This window comes from Enterobacter sp. 6722112 (genome assembly GCF_058661685.1).
Map to the genome: position 1 here is coordinate 3,830,814 of NZ_JBZWGR010000007.1, position 17,824 is coordinate 3,848,637.

The 17,824-nt window shown below is 49.8% G+C and carries 18 protein-coding genes, 1 tRNA gene, 2 rRNA genes and 1 pseudogene; 7 read left to right on the forward strand and 15 right to left on the reverse strand.

Annotated elements, in window-relative coordinates; all coding sequences use genetic code 11:
* The first annotated feature begins 198 nt into the window (after positions 1-198).
* Entirely contained in the window at positions 199-711 is a 513-nt protein-coding gene (locus AC4OVU_RS19770) for a hypothetical protein (RefSeq protein ID WP_491928772.1), read from the forward strand.
* Positions 712-758: 47 nt separating this feature from the next.
* On the opposite strand, the gene AC4OVU_RS19775 is transcribed toward AC4OVU_RS19770, so the two are convergent.
* From AC4OVU_RS19775 to AC4OVU_RS19805, 7 genes are all read right to left on the reverse strand, one after another.
* Positions 759-1,094 (reverse strand): hypothetical protein, encoded by a 336-nt coding sequence (locus AC4OVU_RS19775; RefSeq protein ID WP_491928773.1) that lies wholly within the window; start codon positions 1,092-1,094, stop codon positions 759-761.
* 342 nt (positions 1,095-1,436) lie between these two features.
* On the reverse strand, positions 1,437-3,572 hold the full coding sequence (locus AC4OVU_RS19780) for a DUF927 domain-containing protein (protein ID WP_491928774.1): 2,136 nt from the start codon (positions 3,570-3,572) through the stop codon (positions 1,437-1,439).
* Positions 3,572-3,937: a hypothetical protein gene (locus AC4OVU_RS19785; protein ID WP_045340734.1), complete on the reverse strand. Its 366-nt coding sequence runs from the start codon at positions 3,935-3,937 to the stop codon at positions 3,572-3,574. The genes AC4OVU_RS19780 and AC4OVU_RS19785 overlap by 1 nt, the downstream gene beginning before the upstream one ends.
* A complete protein-coding gene (locus AC4OVU_RS19790; protein ID WP_049007535.1) occupies positions 3,934-4,302 on the reverse strand; it encodes a hypothetical protein in 369 nt (122 codons plus the stop codon). The genes AC4OVU_RS19785 and AC4OVU_RS19790 overlap by 4 nt, the downstream gene beginning before the upstream one ends.
* Complete coding sequence (locus AC4OVU_RS19795) at positions 4,299-4,613, reverse strand: hypothetical protein (RefSeq protein WP_004150967.1); 315 nt, start codon at positions 4,611-4,613, stop codon at positions 4,299-4,301. Before AC4OVU_RS19795 ends, AC4OVU_RS19790 begins: the two co-directional genes overlap by 4 nt.
* On the reverse strand, positions 4,606-4,794 hold the full coding sequence (locus AC4OVU_RS19800) for a hypothetical protein (protein ID WP_001549752.1): 189 nt from the start codon (positions 4,792-4,794) through the stop codon (positions 4,606-4,608). Before AC4OVU_RS19800 ends, AC4OVU_RS19795 begins: the two co-directional genes overlap by 8 nt.
* The gene (locus AC4OVU_RS19805; protein WP_491928775.1) at positions 4,787-5,146 is read right to left on the reverse strand and encodes a host cell division inhibitor Icd-like protein; all 360 of its coding nucleotides are present in this window, start codon (positions 5,144-5,146) and stop codon (positions 4,787-4,789) included. The genes AC4OVU_RS19800 and AC4OVU_RS19805 overlap by 8 nt, the downstream gene beginning before the upstream one ends.
* Here AC4OVU_RS19805 and AC4OVU_RS19810 point away from each other — a divergent pair.
* Positions 5,133-5,327, forward strand: a complete 195-nt coding sequence (locus tag AC4OVU_RS19810) for a hypothetical protein (RefSeq protein WP_024194847.1) — start codon at positions 5,133-5,135, stop codon at positions 5,325-5,327. The genes AC4OVU_RS19805 and AC4OVU_RS19810 overlap by 14 nt on opposite strands.
* Before the next feature lie 123 nt (positions 5,328-5,450).
* Here AC4OVU_RS19810 and AC4OVU_RS19815 read toward each other — a convergent pair whose 3' ends face one another.
* The 4 genes from AC4OVU_RS19815 to AC4OVU_RS19830 form a co-directional block, all read right to left on the reverse strand.
* A complete protein-coding gene (locus AC4OVU_RS19815) occupies positions 5,451-6,041 on the reverse strand; it encodes a Rha family transcriptional regulator (RefSeq protein WP_045340732.1) in 591 nt (196 codons plus the stop codon).
* Positions 6,042-6,061: 20 nt separating this feature from the next.
* Positions 6,062-6,346: a helix-turn-helix transcriptional regulator gene (locus AC4OVU_RS19820; RefSeq protein ID WP_045340731.1), complete on the reverse strand. Its 285-nt coding sequence runs from the start codon at positions 6,344-6,346 to the stop codon at positions 6,062-6,064.
* Between the two features lie 94 nt (positions 6,347-6,440).
* Positions 6,441-7,259, reverse strand: a complete 819-nt coding sequence (locus AC4OVU_RS19825; protein ID WP_127348256.1) for a hypothetical protein — start codon at positions 7,257-7,259, stop codon at positions 6,441-6,443.
* Between the two features lie 92 nt (positions 7,260-7,351).
* On the reverse strand, positions 7,352-8,578 hold the full coding sequence (locus AC4OVU_RS19830) for a tyrosine-type recombinase/integrase (RefSeq protein WP_491928776.1): 1,227 nt from the start codon (positions 8,576-8,578) through the stop codon (positions 7,352-7,354).
* Positions 8,579-8,944: 366 nt separating this feature from the next.
* Between AC4OVU_RS19830 and AC4OVU_RS19835 the strand changes: the two genes are divergently transcribed.
* Positions 8,945-9,109 (forward strand): DUF2556 family protein, encoded by a 165-nt coding sequence (locus AC4OVU_RS19835; RefSeq protein ID WP_032669065.1) that lies wholly within the window; start codon positions 8,945-8,947, stop codon positions 9,107-9,109.
* A 140-nt stretch (positions 9,110-9,249) separates the two neighbouring features.
* Positions 9,250-11,335 (forward strand): annotated as a pseudogene (locus tag AC4OVU_RS19840) (putative bifunctional diguanylate cyclase/phosphodiesterase).
* On the opposite strand, the gene envR reads toward AC4OVU_RS19840, so the two are convergent.
* Complete coding sequence (gene envR / locus AC4OVU_RS19845) at positions 11,330-11,977, reverse strand: acrEF/envCD operon transcriptional regulator (protein WP_023295515.1); 648 nt, start codon at positions 11,975-11,977, stop codon at positions 11,330-11,332. The pseudogene AC4OVU_RS19840 and the gene envR sit on opposite strands and share 6 nt — an antisense overlap.
* A gap of 396 nt (positions 11,978-12,373) precedes the next feature.
* Here envR and AC4OVU_RS19850 point away from each other — a divergent pair, with 396 nt between their 5' ends.
* From AC4OVU_RS19850 to AC4OVU_RS19860, 3 genes are all read left to right on the forward strand, one after another.
* On the forward strand, positions 12,374-13,513 hold the full coding sequence (locus AC4OVU_RS19850) for an efflux RND transporter periplasmic adaptor subunit (RefSeq protein ID WP_110293177.1): 1,140 nt from the start codon (positions 12,374-12,376) through the stop codon (positions 13,511-13,513).
* An 11-nt stretch (positions 13,514-13,524) separates the two neighbouring features.
* Entirely contained in the window at positions 13,525-16,638 is a 3,114-nt protein-coding gene (locus tag AC4OVU_RS19855) for an efflux RND transporter permease subunit (protein WP_110293176.1), read from the forward strand.
* 248 nt (positions 16,639-16,886) lie between these two features.
* Complete coding sequence (locus AC4OVU_RS19860; RefSeq protein ID WP_003860364.1) at positions 16,887-17,108, forward strand: lipoprotein; 222 nt, start codon at positions 16,887-16,889, stop codon at positions 17,106-17,108.
* 335 nt (positions 17,109-17,443) lie between these two features.
* On the opposite strand, the gene rrf (AC4OVU_RS19865) is transcribed toward AC4OVU_RS19860, so the two are convergent.
* The 3 genes from rrf (AC4OVU_RS19865) to rrf (AC4OVU_RS19875) all read right to left on the reverse strand — a co-directional run bounded on the left by rrf (AC4OVU_RS19865) (position 17,444) and on the right by rrf (AC4OVU_RS19875) (position 17,808).
* A 5S ribosomal RNA gene (rrf, locus tag AC4OVU_RS19865) occupies positions 17,444-17,559 on the reverse strand.
* Positions 17,560-17,602: 43 nt separating this feature from the next.
* A tRNA-Thr gene (locus AC4OVU_RS19870) sits at positions 17,603-17,678 on the reverse strand.
* A 14-nt stretch (positions 17,679-17,692) separates the two neighbouring features.
* Positions 17,693-17,808, reverse strand: a 5S ribosomal RNA gene (gene rrf / locus AC4OVU_RS19875).
* Between the last annotated feature and the right edge of the window lie 16 nt (positions 17,809-17,824).

Here is a 17,824-nt window from a genome sequence, read left to right on the forward strand (position 1 = left end):
GGAAACCGTCGCAGAACGGGAAAAAAACCAGGTGGACAGTGGCGGCTCACGTCTGAGTGCCACTCTTCAAGATATACATAATAATCAATGAGTAAACACCTCTATGTTGTCGCAAACAGCAGCGAAAACAGGAGAACAAATAATTTACAAAGTTTGATAATATGAACGGGAAAAACACCACTTCTGGGGGGGGATTTTATGGACTTCGATTTTGATGATATGGCATACCCGGATATTTTTTTAATTTCCGGCGAGGAGTTTAAAGGAAGCCGGAACACAGGAAAAAATCAGGTAGATATCCCGTTTACTGACGAACCGCAAATTGAATTGGGCGATATTCTGATTCAGAAGATTGGAAGCCGTGAGTTAAGCCTTAAAGTTGTCGATCTTTCAATATCAGAGAACGGAACGCTGAACGCAGGTACAACGCATCCTCACTTACTTACATTATCCGTAGAGAATCTTTCTTCCGACGCACACAGGACAGCAAAGAGCATGAAAACTTTTAATATTGGCTCCGTCAGTGGTGAGCAAGTTCAAATAGGTGAAAGTAATCATATGCTGGTGAATATCAGTATTACTGAACTTGTCGAGAAAGTAGCTAAATCTGGAGATCCACAGGCTAAATCAATGTTGAAACAGTTACTGGAAAATAGCACCGTTGCCAGTATCGTTGGCGCTGGCGCTTCTGCGCTGTTAGGTCTGCTTTAAAATATGGCCTGGGAAAAACCAGGCCTTTAGCTTATATGGCTGGATGATTATTCTTTATCCAGCCCCCACTGATAGAAAGCCCAGCTTGCTGTTGATTGTGCGCTATGGATAGCGTTCTCAAGGCCAGAGGTTGGGTACGACAAATCAGCCGCAATCATCTGTAGAAGATCGAGGTAAGCGCTGGCGTCTTTCGACAACTCTTGCCCCCCTTCTTCCAGCCCAGACTGGTACGATTCCAGATCAAGTTTTTCAGAAGTGACAAAAGCGCTCAGAGCCAGAAAATCCGTCACCGTAATCTCATCTTTATTTGAAAGCTCATCAACGGCGCTGTAGAGAAACTTGAGATCGCTCATATGCCCGTTATCTTTGCCAATCAGTTTCATTAATGACCTCTTTATTTTTCACGTATATATACAAAACTATGTTGGTTCAGTCAGTTCAGTTGGTTCAATTTGTAAAGATTATTGTTTTATAAGGATTATTTTTCGATGAGTGAACCAACAAAGCCCCGATTTGAACCAACATTGGGTATTTTCATGTTGGTTCAGTCCATGAGGTTCTAAAATGTTGGTTCAAACTGCCCGTTTGTTGGTTCAAAACTGCTATTTGTTGGTTCAGTGTTGGTTCATTTTTTTGACATTAAACCCATATAAAACAGCCATATGAACATAACCAATAGACACTGAACCAACTGAACCAACATTAATAACCCTCACATGTGTAATTTATTCTTCTCCATCTTCCGCAACCTGGTGAAGCACATAAACGTTGATTTGACGCCCATCAATACGCGGGGATTTCTGCTGGTATCCACGCCCGCTGGACGGCTCAGAAAGCAAGCCAGCAGCGGCAAGCACGCGGGCAAACTGCCGGGCGTTAAAGCCCTGAGCTATCTCCTTCTCAAACGTTGCGGGGAACGTATAGAACACCAGCGGCGAATCATCATGGCTGCTTTTGCGCTTTCGATACCCGGCCAGATCGCGAATCGGCATACTGGACGGATCATAGGGCAACGGTGCAAAGCGGCTTAAACCGTAGGCATTCAGGAACTCCTCGCACTGCTCGATGATCTGCTGGTGCTCTTTGTTACCCGTGCCGAACTCTTTCACCCAGGCGTTAAAGCTATGCTGGATAGCGTCACGGCTGGCCTGTTCACTCCATCCGGTGATTGATGCACCAGTTACCAGCGCGGCTTCGAGGATTGCAAAGCGTTCGGCCACGCGGTGTACCTGCTCACCGTAATCCGCCGGGATGAGGCCGCGCCAGCGCGTTTGCGCGTCACGCACCGCCTGTTTAGCCTCCTGCTGGTTAGCCGCCAGCCATTTAACCCACTCACGCCCCGCCGCCCCGTGGTTATCAATCCAGGCTTCTTTCAGTGCGTCAGCATGAGCCTTGCCGTTTGGCAGACCGTTAAAGGCCGTCGATTTCTCCATAGGGATGTTTAGCAAGCGCACCAGTTGGCCCGCTTTCACTTTCAGCCCACCAGCAGCCAGGAAGGTTTCAATATCCATTTCCCCGGTGCTGATCGCCACAGTGCGCCAGCGTTTAAGCTCCCGATTGCCGCCCTCTTTGGCTCCCTGCAACTTTCCAGCACCGTTAAACAGGGTGTAAGCAGACGTGGCAACATCTTTGGCACTGCTGCCCTGTCCTACCTCATCAAGCGGTAACAGGCTGTCGTTATGCGCCTCCGCTTCGTTTGCTATGCCAAGCGCAGTACCGTACCAGGTAAGCCGCAACGCATCAGGCTCACCCCACAGGCTGCTCGCAATATTGGCGGTAGTGGTCTTACCGGCGCTCGACTGCTCGAACAAATGGACGCCGAAACCATCAGCACCCACCAGGCCAATAAGCGGCGCGGATAATGCCGCTGCCACGCCCAGCATCATCGACGGATTGCCACCGGCCAGACGGGCGACGGAATCCCGCCAGGTGGCAGCAGTACCAGCAATGGCATACCCGGAAGATGCAGCGCTGCGACCGTTAAAGAGGATGGGGGTTTCTGGATCACCAATCACTTCACCATCAGGCATGATATATGCCCCATGATGCCAGCCAGTGGTATGGCTTATGATCCATTCGCGCCCTGAACCACATTGCTGCAACCAGTCGGCCAGAATCGCCCTGAAGGTGCTTTTAGTGGTCACATTCACTCCACCAGCTTTAAGTGAGCGCCAGCCGTCACGCTCACCGATATCAGCACAGGGGATCGCCCTAGTAATATCTTCGTGGCCACGCGGCGAACGCCAGCGCAAAACAAGATAGCGATCGGCACCGTCACTACCGGACCCCACCACCTCGAGAGGCGAGCACAACCACGTTTCGTTATTGATTATTTCTCCGCTGTCCTTATCCACCTTTGGCGTGATCCAGTACAGGCCATCGTTACGGCTCTCTACGCGGGGTTTCAGTTCATCACCCGGTTCAGGCTTTGGCTCCCTTTTTTTCACAGGCAGATTTACCACAATACTTTCCCCACGCTCGGCCTCTTCCCTTAGCCGTGGAAGTACATCCGTCCAGTTCTCTTTTGGCTGGGGCTCAAACATACCGTTAAACAAACGTGCCTCTTTCACATCAGACAGTGCCAGTTTGGTAGCAATGATACTCACCTGAGTTTCTGAAAGCTCACCAGCTCTAATCACGCGGACGCAACGACGCCCCTGATCGATGATATTCAGCCTTTCAAGCTCCTCCAGCTGTTTTTTACCCAGATATACTGGCGGCACATCATCCCCCGCCCTTTTCCCCTCGCTCTCGATCCAGTGCTGCGCGTGTGAATAAGCATCATCACCTGCAAAAATAATCGCCTCAGTAAACTTGTCCTTTGGCAGACACTTAATGTTTGGAGCGTTTTTCATCTTCATCAGTGCAGCACCTTATTGGAAAGATCCGCTTCCAAATCTTCATGCAGGTATTCAAGGTGGCAGCTTTTCACTATCTGCAACCCCATTTCGCTAATATCGCCATCGTCGGTAAAGCAGGTCAGCAGAATATCGCGCAGCCTTGTTAATCCCTGATCACGGCCAAACTCTTTAGCACAACCGAAAACCATTGTTTTCGCCAACACGTTATAGGTGGCCACTGGTTCCAGCGTGAAGCGATAACGGGCCATATACTTATCGCTTTCCACCAGCAATGTCGCCGAACCGGTCTCCGCTATCTGATGAGCAATAACGGTTTCAGTCAGCTTACTGAACAACGATCCCAGCACTTCAAAAATATCGGTCATTGTGGGATACCTCCGCTCATCTGAAATTTGCCAAGTAATGGGTGATACCAGTACGCCGATCCATATTTGCGCTTCGCGCCGCGCAGAACCTGCCTCGCCACCTCTCTGAATTTGCTATCCGGCGCGATAAAGCCACCAGCTTTCATCCTTACCAGCATTACGCCCGTGTTTTTTGCCAGCTCTTCGGCTTTTTTCGTCGATATGCCGAACTCAGCCGCCAGTGTGGCGACCGGAGCCATACCGGGGGGAATATCTCCCCCCTGGCTTTCGGTGAGTGTGCGCACCTGCTGTTCTAACTCCAGGACGCGGCTAACCAGCAAATCGACACGGTTTTCCAGCTCGTTAAATTTCAAGTTACTGATCATGATTGCTCCCCCGCGTTATTACGCTGGGTACGCACATAATCCGCAGCATCACTACTCTGATTGAGTGCTTGCGCCATTCTGGGAAGGTGACGCAATGCATGGCTTACAAGGATCAAATCACGCCGGGCATCTTCATCGGAATAGTCCTCTGCATTGGTTGCATCAAACGCCAGATTGCCGATCAGTGTGAGCGCACTATTGATGGCAAATGCGCCAGCAGAATATAAATCGCTGGATTCAGCCAAAGCCTCATCAGTGAAGTTTTTAAAATCAGGAGTGCTCTTAACAAGCTGATGGTAAATATCACGCATGGGTCACCTCACTTGCCGCTTTTAGTTCACGAACGCGGGACAACGACATGCTGATCAGATCCATCGCAACGCTGTACTCGGTTTCATCATCAAAATTCATATACAGCGATGTTGAGAGCAACGCTTCCAGGCGGCGCAGTTCATCTTCAATGTCAATTTCCGACCATTTGACCTTACGCATGGCGCACCTCCATACTCTGAAATGCGTGGAACGGCAGGCGGGCAGCGAAAACGAGGGTTACGCCGGGCATGGTGTCTCGGGCTTCCTGCTCACTGGATGCGTTGACGTAGATTACCAACGGCTTTGCGGTTGGGTATCGCTCAGAGGTGGAGAGAAATCTCCATGTAAATTCCGGGCGAGTTTGGGTAGACTGATTGTCAGCCATAACTGTTACCTCACTTAACGGTTTGGTGAGACGCCTCGGTACTGCTCGAACAGTCCGGGGCGTTGTTTTTTTAGATAGCACCGTGTTAAGGTGTGTACCTATTAAAGAAAACAGTACGCCAATAGGTACGCACATGTCAACACCCATTAAACGAGATCGGCAACCAAAAGGAGCGGGGAAAGCACCAGCGTTCCAGATTCGAATCCCCCCCGAACTTAAAGAGCAATTTGAAAAAGAAGCCCAAGCAGAGAGTGTTAGTCTCGCAAATTGGATGAAGGAATTAGGCCGGGAAGCCCTCCGAAAGAAAGGTATTGAGCCAAAAGGCTGAATAAAATCAGCGGGCGCAGAATTGCGCTGGCTCATTCTTTGACCACCAGCATTAACCCTGGTATGCTTAATCTGTTTCGGTTTTTCGTAGTGACATTGGCAGCTCTGCAAAGCTGCCTTTGTTTTATTTCTCACCAGAAGTACCTCCCCCGAAGTTAAGCGGTAACTGACTCAGGTTTTTAACCAGATATTCCGCTCTCTCCAGTAGCACTAAATCATCCTGACGTTTTCTCAGTCGAAGACCTGCATCACTCGAATCCTCATCGGAGAACTGACGAGCGGAAGCAACAATATGCTGAAGTTCATTGATGGTATGGGCCAGATAACCGCCCTTCTGGCGATCCAGCTCTTCCATGTAGTCATATACTGCCGCCTGAAGTTCATAGCTGTAGCTCATAGCCATTAGGCAGGCTTCGCGCTTAGGGAACTGATAGCAAGGCAGATATCTTCCTGTACTGTCTTTGTACTGAGCGAAAAATTTCGCTGAGTGCTCCCCACCTAAAACCTTCGGAGTTTTCTTGAGAAAATCCTTGTGTTGCAGTACCCGGTATTCTTTACACGGGAAAGCCAACCCCTCCGCTTCGGACTTTGCTTTCCGATCAGCATTGATGTATTCAACCATTTGCAAGCTGCTCATCGTTGGTACTGAATTATCAATCAGGCTGTTTTCAGAGTGATCGAATCCCTGCCCCACGCGGGCATTTAATTTTTTCATCGTTGATTACCTGTAGTTAATTATGCTGATTTGCGGCTGTACGGATTATTGACGTTTTCCACGGCAGGAGGGTTCCGAACCCACCAGAGCACATCCGAAAGAAGCCAAGCGCAGCTATTGCGGCCAAAGTGGCAGCGGGGAGGAAAGCGGCCCTCTTGCTCCATCTTCCAACGGCTGGAACGGGAAAGACTGGTCATTTCACTGCACTCATCTTCACGAATACGGCGATCGAACTTGAATCCGTACTCTTCCAGAAGGCTGCGGCGTTGCTCAGGATTTGGCGGGGTAAAGATGATATTTGGCATGTTGCCTCCACTGTTTCTGCGTTTTGTGGAGGCTATTGTTACGTCTAGAAAAATGCTCTGCTGGAATTTTCCGGAAAATTACTGGATTTTCCAGTTATGATTTTCCTTCAATGAAGGGAATATCAACCATACTTAACCAAGCTTGCACAGTCCTGCCATTGGGAGCCTTTATTCCTTTTGCTTTAAAAAGCTCACTTATTTCACTATCAGGATTATCAAAGTATTTTCTTGGATTTTCAGCAACATCAGAATCGTACATTGTGTATAAAAGTGACTTGATAAATTGCGCACGGCTATTTATTGTTTTGGTCGATAATTTATCTTCATGTCTCACCAATAATTCACCATTGGGCTTAACATTGATATTATCGATATGTTCATCCGATCTATCAGGCAATCTCTTCCCTGCATAATTTATAATTTTTTCGATGTCAGCACCTAATATATACATATCTTCCGGTTGTATGTTTAATAATTGTTCAACACCCCACTCCGAACCGGGAAAATCTAGAATTGCAAGAAATGGTCTGTCAGTACCAGTCAAGACCACCATACCTTCACAGGGAATTTGTGTAAATGGTTGACCAAAATCAGAACAACGCAACATACCCCACAGGCCACTGATAAAAGCAGGAATTCTAAACTCATATTCATAATCCTCTGCATGTTCCATTGGTTCATCAACAGTCACAAACTCAGAGTATTTTCCGCGAGAAGACCATTCTGCTTCAATATCATAAACGGTTTCTTCATCTTTTTTGAAGACATGAACCATTGCCTTTGTTGATGAAGGTACTTTAATACAAATAGTTACCGTACCAATCTCACCAAAATGTAGTAAGTCGCCAATCTCACAGCCAATTAACTTTGATGCTCGCTCTAAAGTACAATATTCTGGTATTGGAATATTCATGACGCCACCCTCAACGCCCCTAATTAACTTGCGAGCCAGGCGGGTAGGGTTTCCCGCTTTTCGGTTGGCCGACCTAGACTCGCAAGACCAGTTTAATCTCTATTCTCTACAGTTAACAGAACCACATTTTGATGATTACCCGCAAGAAGTTCTAAGCGATCATACCACTTATTCAGCGCGTCCAGTTTCTCCGGCAGATACAGACTACGGTTATAAATCGCCATAACCCCTGGCATTGAGTGGCCCAGCAACTGTTCAACAACGTGCGGAGCTATACCCATATTATTCATATGCGTTGCAAGCGTTCGCCGTAGATCATGCAATGTCCACGGTTCAGAATGCCCCAGTTTTTTATAAACACTACGGCCCCACTGGCTAACCGCTTCGCTATTCTTCACAACCCCAAGAAGGTAGCCGGATGATTTTGTTTCATCGTGGAGCATTTCAATAAATGAACGCATCGCCTCTGGAACTGGACGCACAATCTTTTCACCGCCTTTACTATGCGCTTTTGGTACTGTCCACACCCACGCCTCCATATCCCATTCGGCCCACTCTGACAATCTGGCCTCCTGGGTGCGGCAACCAAACAAAGTGGTGATCCTGAGTAAGTTTGTGTAGTAAGGCAGAAAAACATCGCCGGACGATATAGCAGCCCACAATCCCCCAACCTCTTTATCTTTCAATACCCGATCTTTTTTCGCCTGCTTTTTACCAACATCGGGAATACTCAAATCTTCAAGGGCGGTACTGACGGCGTAACGGCGAACGCGGCAGAATTTCAGAGCCTGCTTACACATCTGGAATACATAACCCGCAGCAACTGGCGTTTTCTTTTTCATTCTGTCGAAGCAGTCAAGCCAGTATCGGGTTTCGCAGTCAGCGAGCGCCATTTTCCCAATGTAAGGGTAAATATGTTTGCGTAGCTCCGCTTTGTGCCGCTCAACGTTCGCACGATTTTCTTCCGCATATTCGCGTATCCAGTATTCGATAGCTTCCTGCACCGTGACCGGTTTAAGCGTTTCCTGAGTAGTTAGCGCCAATTGGTGCTTTGGGTCTTTACCAGAGGCCAACCACTGACGACATTTATCACGCGAGGAACGGGCCTCTTTGAGACTCATATCAGGGTAGCGCCCCAGAGTCAGCCGATGCAGCTTCTGCCCGTCGAGTCGGTAAGTAAACACCCAGCTAATGCCACCAGCTTTCGTTACCTTAGCACTCAACCCGGCACCATCAGCATAAAACTCAATCTTACTGGCCGGGATGCCATGTAATCCCTTTAACTTCCTGTCGCTCAGTTTGTTAAGTTCGCCAGCCATAGACCACCACCCAGCCCAAAGTGTTTATACAAATGTTTATACAGAATTGCTTGCATAATAGCATAAACAACAAAAAGCACTGGAACAATATACAGTCATAATTTCATATAACCAATTGATTTTAAATAAAATATAAAAACCACCACAAAGCATGAAAACAGCTAATCTGACAGTACGGCATGAACTAATTTCGATTAGCTAACTGCTTGTTTAAAAAGGCGCTCTTCGGCATGGGGAAGCGCCTTTTTTATCGCCCGGACAGGCAACCGTCAACGCTTTGTAAACCTTCCCTTTCCCCACTTTTCAACGTCCGCTTTTCGTGTATATTTCCACCAACTTACAGGCTCTCTTTTCGCGGAATGACACATGATTCGTAAATACTGGTGGCTGGTCGTTTTTGCTGTCTCTATTTTCATTTTCGATGCGCTGCTGATGCAGTGGATTGAACTGATGAGCACCGAAACCGATAAATGTCGCAATATGAATTCCGTGAACCCGCTTAAACTGGTCAACTGCTCAGAGCTGGACTAACCGCTTCCATCCTGTAAAACCCCTGTTAACACCTAATAAAAACAGGGATTTAAATCACTTTTCGTCATTTCCTGACGATGATAATGTCTGTGCCCTTTCCAACCGCTCTTGCTTAACGTCTCACAACGAGTGAATAGACCATGCTGGTTAGCCAATACAACCAAATCCTCGTAGTCATCTCCTTTATCGTTGCCATTCTTGCCGCCTACACCGCGCTGAATATGGCTGCGCGCGTTGCCGGAAGCCAGGGCGTCGCTGCACGCGTCTGGCTGGCAGGTGGCGGTGTTTCGATGGGGATTGGCGTGTGGGCGATGCATTTCATCGGTATGCTGGCGATGGATCTTTCCATGAGCATGAGTTACAACGCGGCCCTGACCGTGCTTTCGATGGTTATCTCCATCAGCTCGTCAATGTTCGCCCTGTGGCTCGTTAGCGGCGAGCAGCTACGTTTGCGTCGGTTACTGCCTGGCGCCGTCGTGATGGGAACGGGCATTGTTGCCATGCACTACACCGGTATGGCTGCCCTGGAGGTCACACCGGGTATTGTCTGGGATAAAACGTGGGTGGCTATCTCTGTGGTCATTGCCCTTGCCGCTTCACTGGCCGCTCTTTGGCTGACGTTCCGTTTACGTCAGGAAGCTGCACGAATGGCGTTGATGCGGCTGGGGGCGGCGATCACCATGGGCATCGCTATCGCTGGCATGCATTACGCTGGCATGGAAGCAGCACAATTTCCGATGTCGACGATGGTCCACCATCATGGCATTAACGGGAGCTGGCTGGCGATACTGGTTAGCGTGGTCGCGCTCGCTATTCTGGGGATTACGCTGCTGGTGTCGATGTTCGATGCCCGCCTTCAGGCTCGTACCTCGCTGCTGGCCTCATCACTGGCAGAAGCGAACCGTGAACTCGCACAGCTGGCGTTGCATGATACGCTGACGCGATTACCCAATCGTATTCTGCTTGAGGATCGCCTCGATCAGGCCATCAGCAAGGCCGATCGCGAAGGAAGCCCTTTCGCGCTGATGTTTATGGATCTCGACGGCTTTAAAACCGTCAACGATGCCTATGGTCATGATGTCGGTGACAAGCTTCTGGTAGCGGTGACTCAGCGTTTGCTGTTGCAGTTGAAAGGCCAGTACACGCTGGCGCGTATCGGTGGGGATGAATTCGTCCTGCTGGCCGAAACCGCCACTCCGGATGATGCTGCCTCACTGGCAAATTCACTGGTGCGCGTCATTGATAGCCCGTTCCATCTCGATCCTTATGAACTGATGGTCACCCTGAGCATTGGCATTGCGCTCTATCCACACGATGGCAAAACCGATCGTGAACTGATGTTTAACGCTGATGCTGCGATGTACCACACGAAACATATGGGTCGTAACGGCTATCACTTCTTCCAGCCGTCAATGAATACGCTGGCGCAGACGCATCTTCAGCTGATGAATGATCTGTGGCAAGCCATCGACCGTAATGAGTTACGCCTGCTTTATCAACCTAAATTCCACGCTCCTGCCGGGCCAGTCCTCGGGTTCGAAGGGCTGTTACGCTGGCAGCATCCCAAACAGGGGTTACTCTCCCCTGACCTGTTTCTACCGCTGGCAGAGAAAACGGGGCTGATTATTCCGATTGGAAACTGGGTAATCGACGAGGCCTGCCGCCAGCTGCATGAATGGCATCTTCAGGGCCACACGGACTGGTCAATGGCGGTGAATCTTTCTACATTGCAGTTCGGAACAGCCGTCGCTGGTTAAAACAGTTCTCGATTGTCTGACGCGCCATAGCGTACCACCCGGCATGTTGATCCTGGAGGTGACCGAAACCACGGCAATGAACAATCCGGACGAAAGCGTTCGTGTCCTGACAGCGCTGACGGATGCGGGAGTAAAAGCCTCGATAGACGATTTTGGCACCGGTTACTCAAGCCTTCTGTATCTTAAGCGACTCCCCGCCTGCGAGTTGAAAATCGATCGTGCTTTTGTGAAAGAGTTAAGTGGTGAGAGCGAAGATGCGACGATTGTCTCGGCGATTGTCGCCCTGGCAAAAACGCTGAATCTGAAGGTCGTGGCGGAAGGGGTCGAAACCGCAGCGCAGCAAACCTTTCTGACAGAACTGGGATGCAATACGCTACAGGGTTACCTGCTGGGCAAACCGATTACCGCGCAAGCTATTATGGAACAGTGCCAGCACGGGGAGATGTCGCCACCCCGGACGCGATCATGAGGCTGTATCGTAAACCACTGGCGCCACTCGGGTGATATTTAGTGTCGCCAGAATATTATCCACCAGCGCCGGTGCTTGTTTGTACAGATTAAAATTGTTGCTATCCATTAACCAATTTTTAATGACACCGCTAAAAAAGGCGTGGAAAACAATCAGCGCTAGTTCAATATTGGTTTGCGAAGAGATAACGTTACGAGCAATGCATCGCTTTAGCGTCTTGCGAAGATAATCATCGTTTAAACCGATCCGCTTGCGTATTTCACATTCTGAAATCACATCGTCATGAAATTCACACTTATGATACAAAATTTGTAAAAGCGCATATTGCCGCGGCTCGCTCGCAATATATTGTAGTGCGACAATAAATTGTTCACGAAGCATTAACAAAGGGTCGTCATTTTCGGAAAGTATTAACCTGTCACGAATCATCTCACGCATCGGCAATTGCTGATCCCATATTGCATTAAATATTTCCGCTTTACTCGAGAAATGCCAGTAAACCGCCCCGCGAGTGAGTTGAGCAGCATCGGCGATGTCGGTAAGCGTGGTGCTGGATACGCCACGCGTCGCGAATAGCCCGATAGCGGCTTCAATCAGCTGCTGGCGGGTCTTTTGAGCCTCTTCTTTTTTTTTGCGCACCATAACCTGCTACTCATTACTCATAAAATTGATACGTTATCAAAGGATATTGCCGTGGTCGTGTAGTCAAAGTATTAACCAAAACCCGTGTTAATTTTGCACAAAAAAAGTCAATTCATTTAATTTATAATTCACGTGAATAAATCGAATACATAAAATTCATAAAATATATGAATAGCATTCACCGAAAACATTTCGTTGATTATCCTGACAGAAAAAGAATACCGAATGCACTGTGTCAGATTCCGATTTTTACTTTTAAAAGCTCCATCAGCACTTATAAATTAAAAAACATTAAACACCCTCATTATTATACGCGGCTACATTTCTATTTTTTGCCTCACACCCTTTCACCGATTCATGGCAAATATCGGCTCAAGGGTAGTTTAAGGAACAGTAATGACGAATCACTTCAGATGCTTACCCTTATCCGGTTTCATTGTCTGTGCCGCGCTGCTCACCGGGTGCGATGGGCAAGAAAACCCACAGCAGCATGCGCAAGCTCCTCAGGTCAGTGTTCATATTGTTAAAAGCGCGCCACTGGCCGTAACGACAGAATTGCCCGGCAGAACTGACGCGTATCGTGTTGCGGAGGTTCGTCCTCAGGTAAGTGGTATCATTCTGCACCGTAATTTTACCGAAGGCAGCGACGTTAAAGCGGGTGAATCCCTTTATCAAATCGATCCGGCCACCTATCAGGCAGCCTACGACAATGCGAAAGGTGAACTGGTAAAAGCACAGGCGGCGGCGAATATCGCCCATCTGACGGTGAAACGTTACGTTCCGCTGGTTGGTACGCAATATGTGAGCAAGCAGGAGTACGATCAGGCGGTGGCAACTGCCCAGCAGGCGGATGCGAGCGTGGTTGCCGCGAAGGCTGGCGTTGAAAGCGCGCGGATCAACCTGGCCTATACGAAAGTCACATCCCCAATCAACGGGCGTATAGGTAAATCCAGCGTCACCGAAGGGGCGTTAGTCACTAATGGCCAGGCAACTGCACTGGCGACGGTTCAGCAACTCGATCCCATTTATGTCGATGTGACGCAATCCAGCAGCGATTTTATGCGCCTGAAGCAGCAGACGAGCCTGCAAAAGGGAGACACCAGCAGCGTCGAGTTGCTGATGGAAAATGGCCAGCCTTATCCGCTGAAAGGGACGCTCCAGTTCTCTGATGTCACGGTAGATGAAAGTACCGGCTCAATCACCCTTCGCGCCCTCTTCCCTAACCCACAGCATATGCTGTTACCGGGTATGTTTGTCCGTGCGCGCATCGATGAAGGTACGCAACCTGATGCCATTCTGGTTCCTCAGCAGGGGGTAACCCGTACACCACGCGGAGATGCCACCGTGCTTGTGGTAAATGAGAAAAACCAGGTGGAATCACGCACTGTCGTTGCACCGCAGGCGATTGGCGATCGCTGGCTGATCACGGAAGGCCTCAAAAACGGCGACTGCGTCATTATCAGCGGCCTGCAAAAAGTTCGCCCTGGCGTCACCGTCGTGGCTATTCCTGATACCGCAGCGACTCCAGCCAGTTAAGGAATAACGACATGGCTAATTTCTTTATTCAACGGCCTGTTTTCGCCTGGGTACTCGCCATCATTCTGATGATTGCGGGCGGGCTGGCCATTTTAAAACTACCGGTCGCGCAATATCCGACCATTGCGCCGCCGGCGGTTGCGGTGACAGCAACCTACCCGGGCGCTGATGCCCAGACGGTACAGGACACCGTCACTCAGGTTATCGAACAGAACATGAACGGTATCGATAATTTGATGTACATGTCGTCCACCAGTGATTCCGCTGGTAACGTCACCATCACCCTGACGTTCGAGTCGGGTACAGATCCTGATATTGCGCAGGTGCAGGTTCAGAACAAACTTCAGCTCGCCATGCCGCTGCTGCCACAAGAAGTGCAGCAGCAGGGGATCGGCGTGGAGAAATCCAGCAGCAGCTTCCTGCTGGTTGCAGGCTTTGTGTCGGACAATAAAAACCTCACGCAGGATGATATCTCCGACTATGTCGCTTCTAACGTAAAAGATGCGATCAGCCGTACTTCCGGCGTCGGTGACGTGCAGCTGTTCGGTGCCCAGTATGCAATGCGCATCTGGCTGGATAGCAACGCGATGAACAAATATCAGCTCACGCCGCTGGATATCATTAACCAGCTAAAAACGCAGAACGACCAGATTGCTGCGGGCCAGTTGGGCGGAACACCGTCCGTACCTGGGCAGCAACTGAACGCCTCAATTATTGCTCAAACGCGTCTGAAATCGCCGGAGGAGTTTGGTCGTGTGACGCTGAAGGTGAACCAGGACGGTTCAATGGTCCACCTGAAAGATGTGGCCCGCATTGAGCTGGGTGGCGAAAACTACAACATGGTCACCAAAATCAATGGCCAGGCAGCAACGGGGCTGGGGATCAAGCTGGCGACTGGCGCAAACGCGCTGGATACCGCTGCCGCCATCAAGAGTAAACTGGCGCAGTTGCAGCCCTTCTTCCCTCAGGGCCTGAAAGTCGTGTATCCGTACGACACCACACCTTTCGTGAAGATCTCAATCCATGAAGTGGTGAAGACACTGTTTGAAGCGATTGTTCTCGTGTTCCTGGTGATGTACTTGTTCCTGCAAAACCTGCGGGCAACGCTTATTCCGACGATCGCCGTGCCCGTGGTGTTACTGGGCACCTTTGCGGTACTGGCTGCGTTCGGGTTCTCCATTAACACCCTGACGATGTTCGGGATGGTATTGGCTATAGGTCTGCTCGTCGATGACGCCATCGTGGTGGTCGAGAACGTAGAACGCGTCATGGTTGAGGACAAGCTGCCGCCAAAAGAGGCGACGCAGAAGTCGATGGAGCAAATCCAGGGCGCCCTGGTGGGCATTGCCATGGTGCTTTCGGCGGTATTTATTCCGATGGCATTCTTTGGTGGTTCAACCGGGGCTATCTATCGTCAGTTCTCGCTGACCATTGTCTCCGCGATGGCCTTGTCGGTACTGGTGGCGTTGATATTAACGCCTGCTCTTTGTGCCACGCTGCTCAAACCGGTTTCCAGCGAACATCATGAAAAGAAAGGTGGTTTCTTCGGCTGGTTTAACGCGCTCTTTGATAAGAGTGTGGAGCACTACAGCAACAGCGTAAGCGGCATTTTACGTAAGACCGGCCGCTATCTGCTGGTTTACGTCATCATCGTCGGCGGCATGGCAGTTCTGTTCCTGCGCCTGCCTTCCTCCTTCCTGCCGGAAGAGGATCAGGGGGTGTTTATGACGATGGTTCAGTTGCCGGCAGGGGCGACGCAAATGCGTACTCAGCAGGTACTCGATCAGGTTCAGGATTATTACCTGACGAAAGAGAAAGCGAACGTTGAATCGGTCTTTACCGTAAACGGTTTTAGCTTTAGCGGACAGGGGCAGAACTCCGGTATCGCTTTCGTCAGCCTGAAGCCATGGGAAGAACGTCCGGGCAAGGAAAACGGCGTTGAGGCGATTGTCAGCCGCGCGACGAAAGCGTTCAGCCAGATCAAAGACGGTCTTGTATTTCCGTTTAACCTGCCTGCCATTATTGAACTGGGTACCGCAACAGGCTTTGACTTTGAACTGATTGACCAGGCAAACCTGGGGCATACGCAGTTAACCCAGGCGCGTAACCAGCTGCTGGGCATGGTGAGAGAACATCCTGACTTACTGGTCCGCGTGCGTCCTAACGGACTGGAAGATACGCCACAGTTCAAGCTGGACGTCGATCAGGAGAAGGCACAGGCGCTGGGTGTGAGCGTGTCTGACGTCAATCAGACGATTTCAACAGCGCTGGGTGGCACCTATGTGAACGACTTTATCGATCACGGACGGGTGAAAAAAGTTTATGTCCAGGCTGATGCTCGCTTCCGTATGCTACCCGGAGACATTAACGGCCTGTATGTGCGTAGCGCTAACGGCGAAATGGTGCCTTTCTCTGCCTTTAGCAGCTCTCACTGGGTGTACGGTTCACCGCGTCTGGAACGTTACAATGGGATGCCATCAATGGAGATCCTCGGTGAGTCTGCCCCTGGCAAAAGTACCGGTGAGGCAATGGCGTTTATGGAAAGCCTTGCGTCAAAACTGCCTTCCGGCATCGGCTACGACTGGACGGGGATGTCTTATCAGGAACGACTTTCCGGGAATCAGGCTCCGGCGCTGTACGCCATTTCACTGATTGTGGTGTTCCTGTGTCTGGCGGCCCTCTATGAAAGTTGGTCAATTCCCTTCTCGGTCATGCTGGTTGTGCCGCTGGGGGTGATCGGCGCGCTTCTGGCTGCATCAATGCGAGGGCTGAACAATGACGTTTACTTCCAGGTTGGTCTGCTTACGACAATTGGTTTATCAGCCAAGAACGCCATACTGATCGTTGAGTTCGCCAAGGATCTCATGGATAAAGAAGGCAAAGGGATTATCGAAGCCACGCTTGAAGCCTCGCGTATGCGTCTGCGTCCTATCCTGATGACTTCCCTGGCATTCATCCTTGGTGTTATGCCTCTGGTCATCAGCAGCGGTGCAGGTAGTGGGGCACAAAATGCGGTCGGGACGGGCGTGATGGGCGGGATGCTGTCAGCCACCCTGTTGGCCATTTTCTTTGTTCCTGTTTTCTTTGTGGTTGTCCGGAGACGGTTTACAAAGCACAAGGATTAATGAAAATCATAAAGGCACCTCTGGTGCCTTTTTTATTTCCTGAAAACAATGTAAAAACACATCCCCTCTTCACATTTCCTCCATTAATAATCAGTGCCCGCGCTTTTTTCTTCATAATTTTTACAATCCACACAAATTGAGATTATTCCCCGTGCTGCATGGTATTAGTGCGGTGGTAAAATAATCATCAGTTCGTTAATTGCTGTATCGGCTCTTTAGCGAATAAGCGTTCATACTGAGGTAACATCATGAAAAGATTCCTTTCCGTTGCACTTCTCGCTGCGCTGCTTGCTGGTTGCGCGCACGACTCTCCATGTGTACCGGTATACGACGATCAGGGGCGACTGGTTCACACCAATACCTGTATGAAGGGCACTACCCAGGATAACTGGGAAACAGCAGGTGCGATTGCTGGTGGCGCCGCGGCAATCGCTGGCCTGACACTCGGTATTGTCGCCCTGACTAAATAAGGCTTCTAAAAGCGCGGCCATCGCCGCGCTTTTATTTTTCCCTGATATAAGGAACGTATATTCCTCATCACGAATAGCATCAGATATTAATTAAATTCAATACGCTACCTTACTCCCCGCTATACCCCATACCTGTACATAACATTTAATTGATTTAACGCTGCTGCGAGCCAGCATAATGCATTCCACAACTTCAGTTTCAGTAGGGTAAAACGCTTTAATACGTCCGTGAGGTATTAATGGCGACAGCAGGAATATCGAATGAGGGAATTGGTTTGGCTGGAGCGATAACGCAAAAAGGCCATCCTTTCGGATGGCCTTTCTACTTGTTTGATGTCTGGCAGTTCCCTACTCTCACATGGGGAGACCCCACACTACCATCGGCGCTACGGCGTTTCACTTCTGAGTTCGGCATGGGGTCAGGTGGGACCACCGCGCTAAAGCCGCCAGACAAATTCTTTTACTTCTTGCCGAACTTTAACCTAAGTATAAAGTGGTGCTGATACCCAGAGTCGAACTGGGGACCTCACCCTTACCAAGGGTGCGCTCTACCAACTGAGCCATATCAGCACGCTAAATTTGATGCCTGGCAGTTCCCTACTCTCACATGGGGAGACCCCACACTACCATCGGCGCTACGGCGTTTCACTTCTGAGTTCGGCATGGGGTCAGGTGGGACCACCGCGCTAAAGCCGCCAGGCAAATTCTGTTAATCT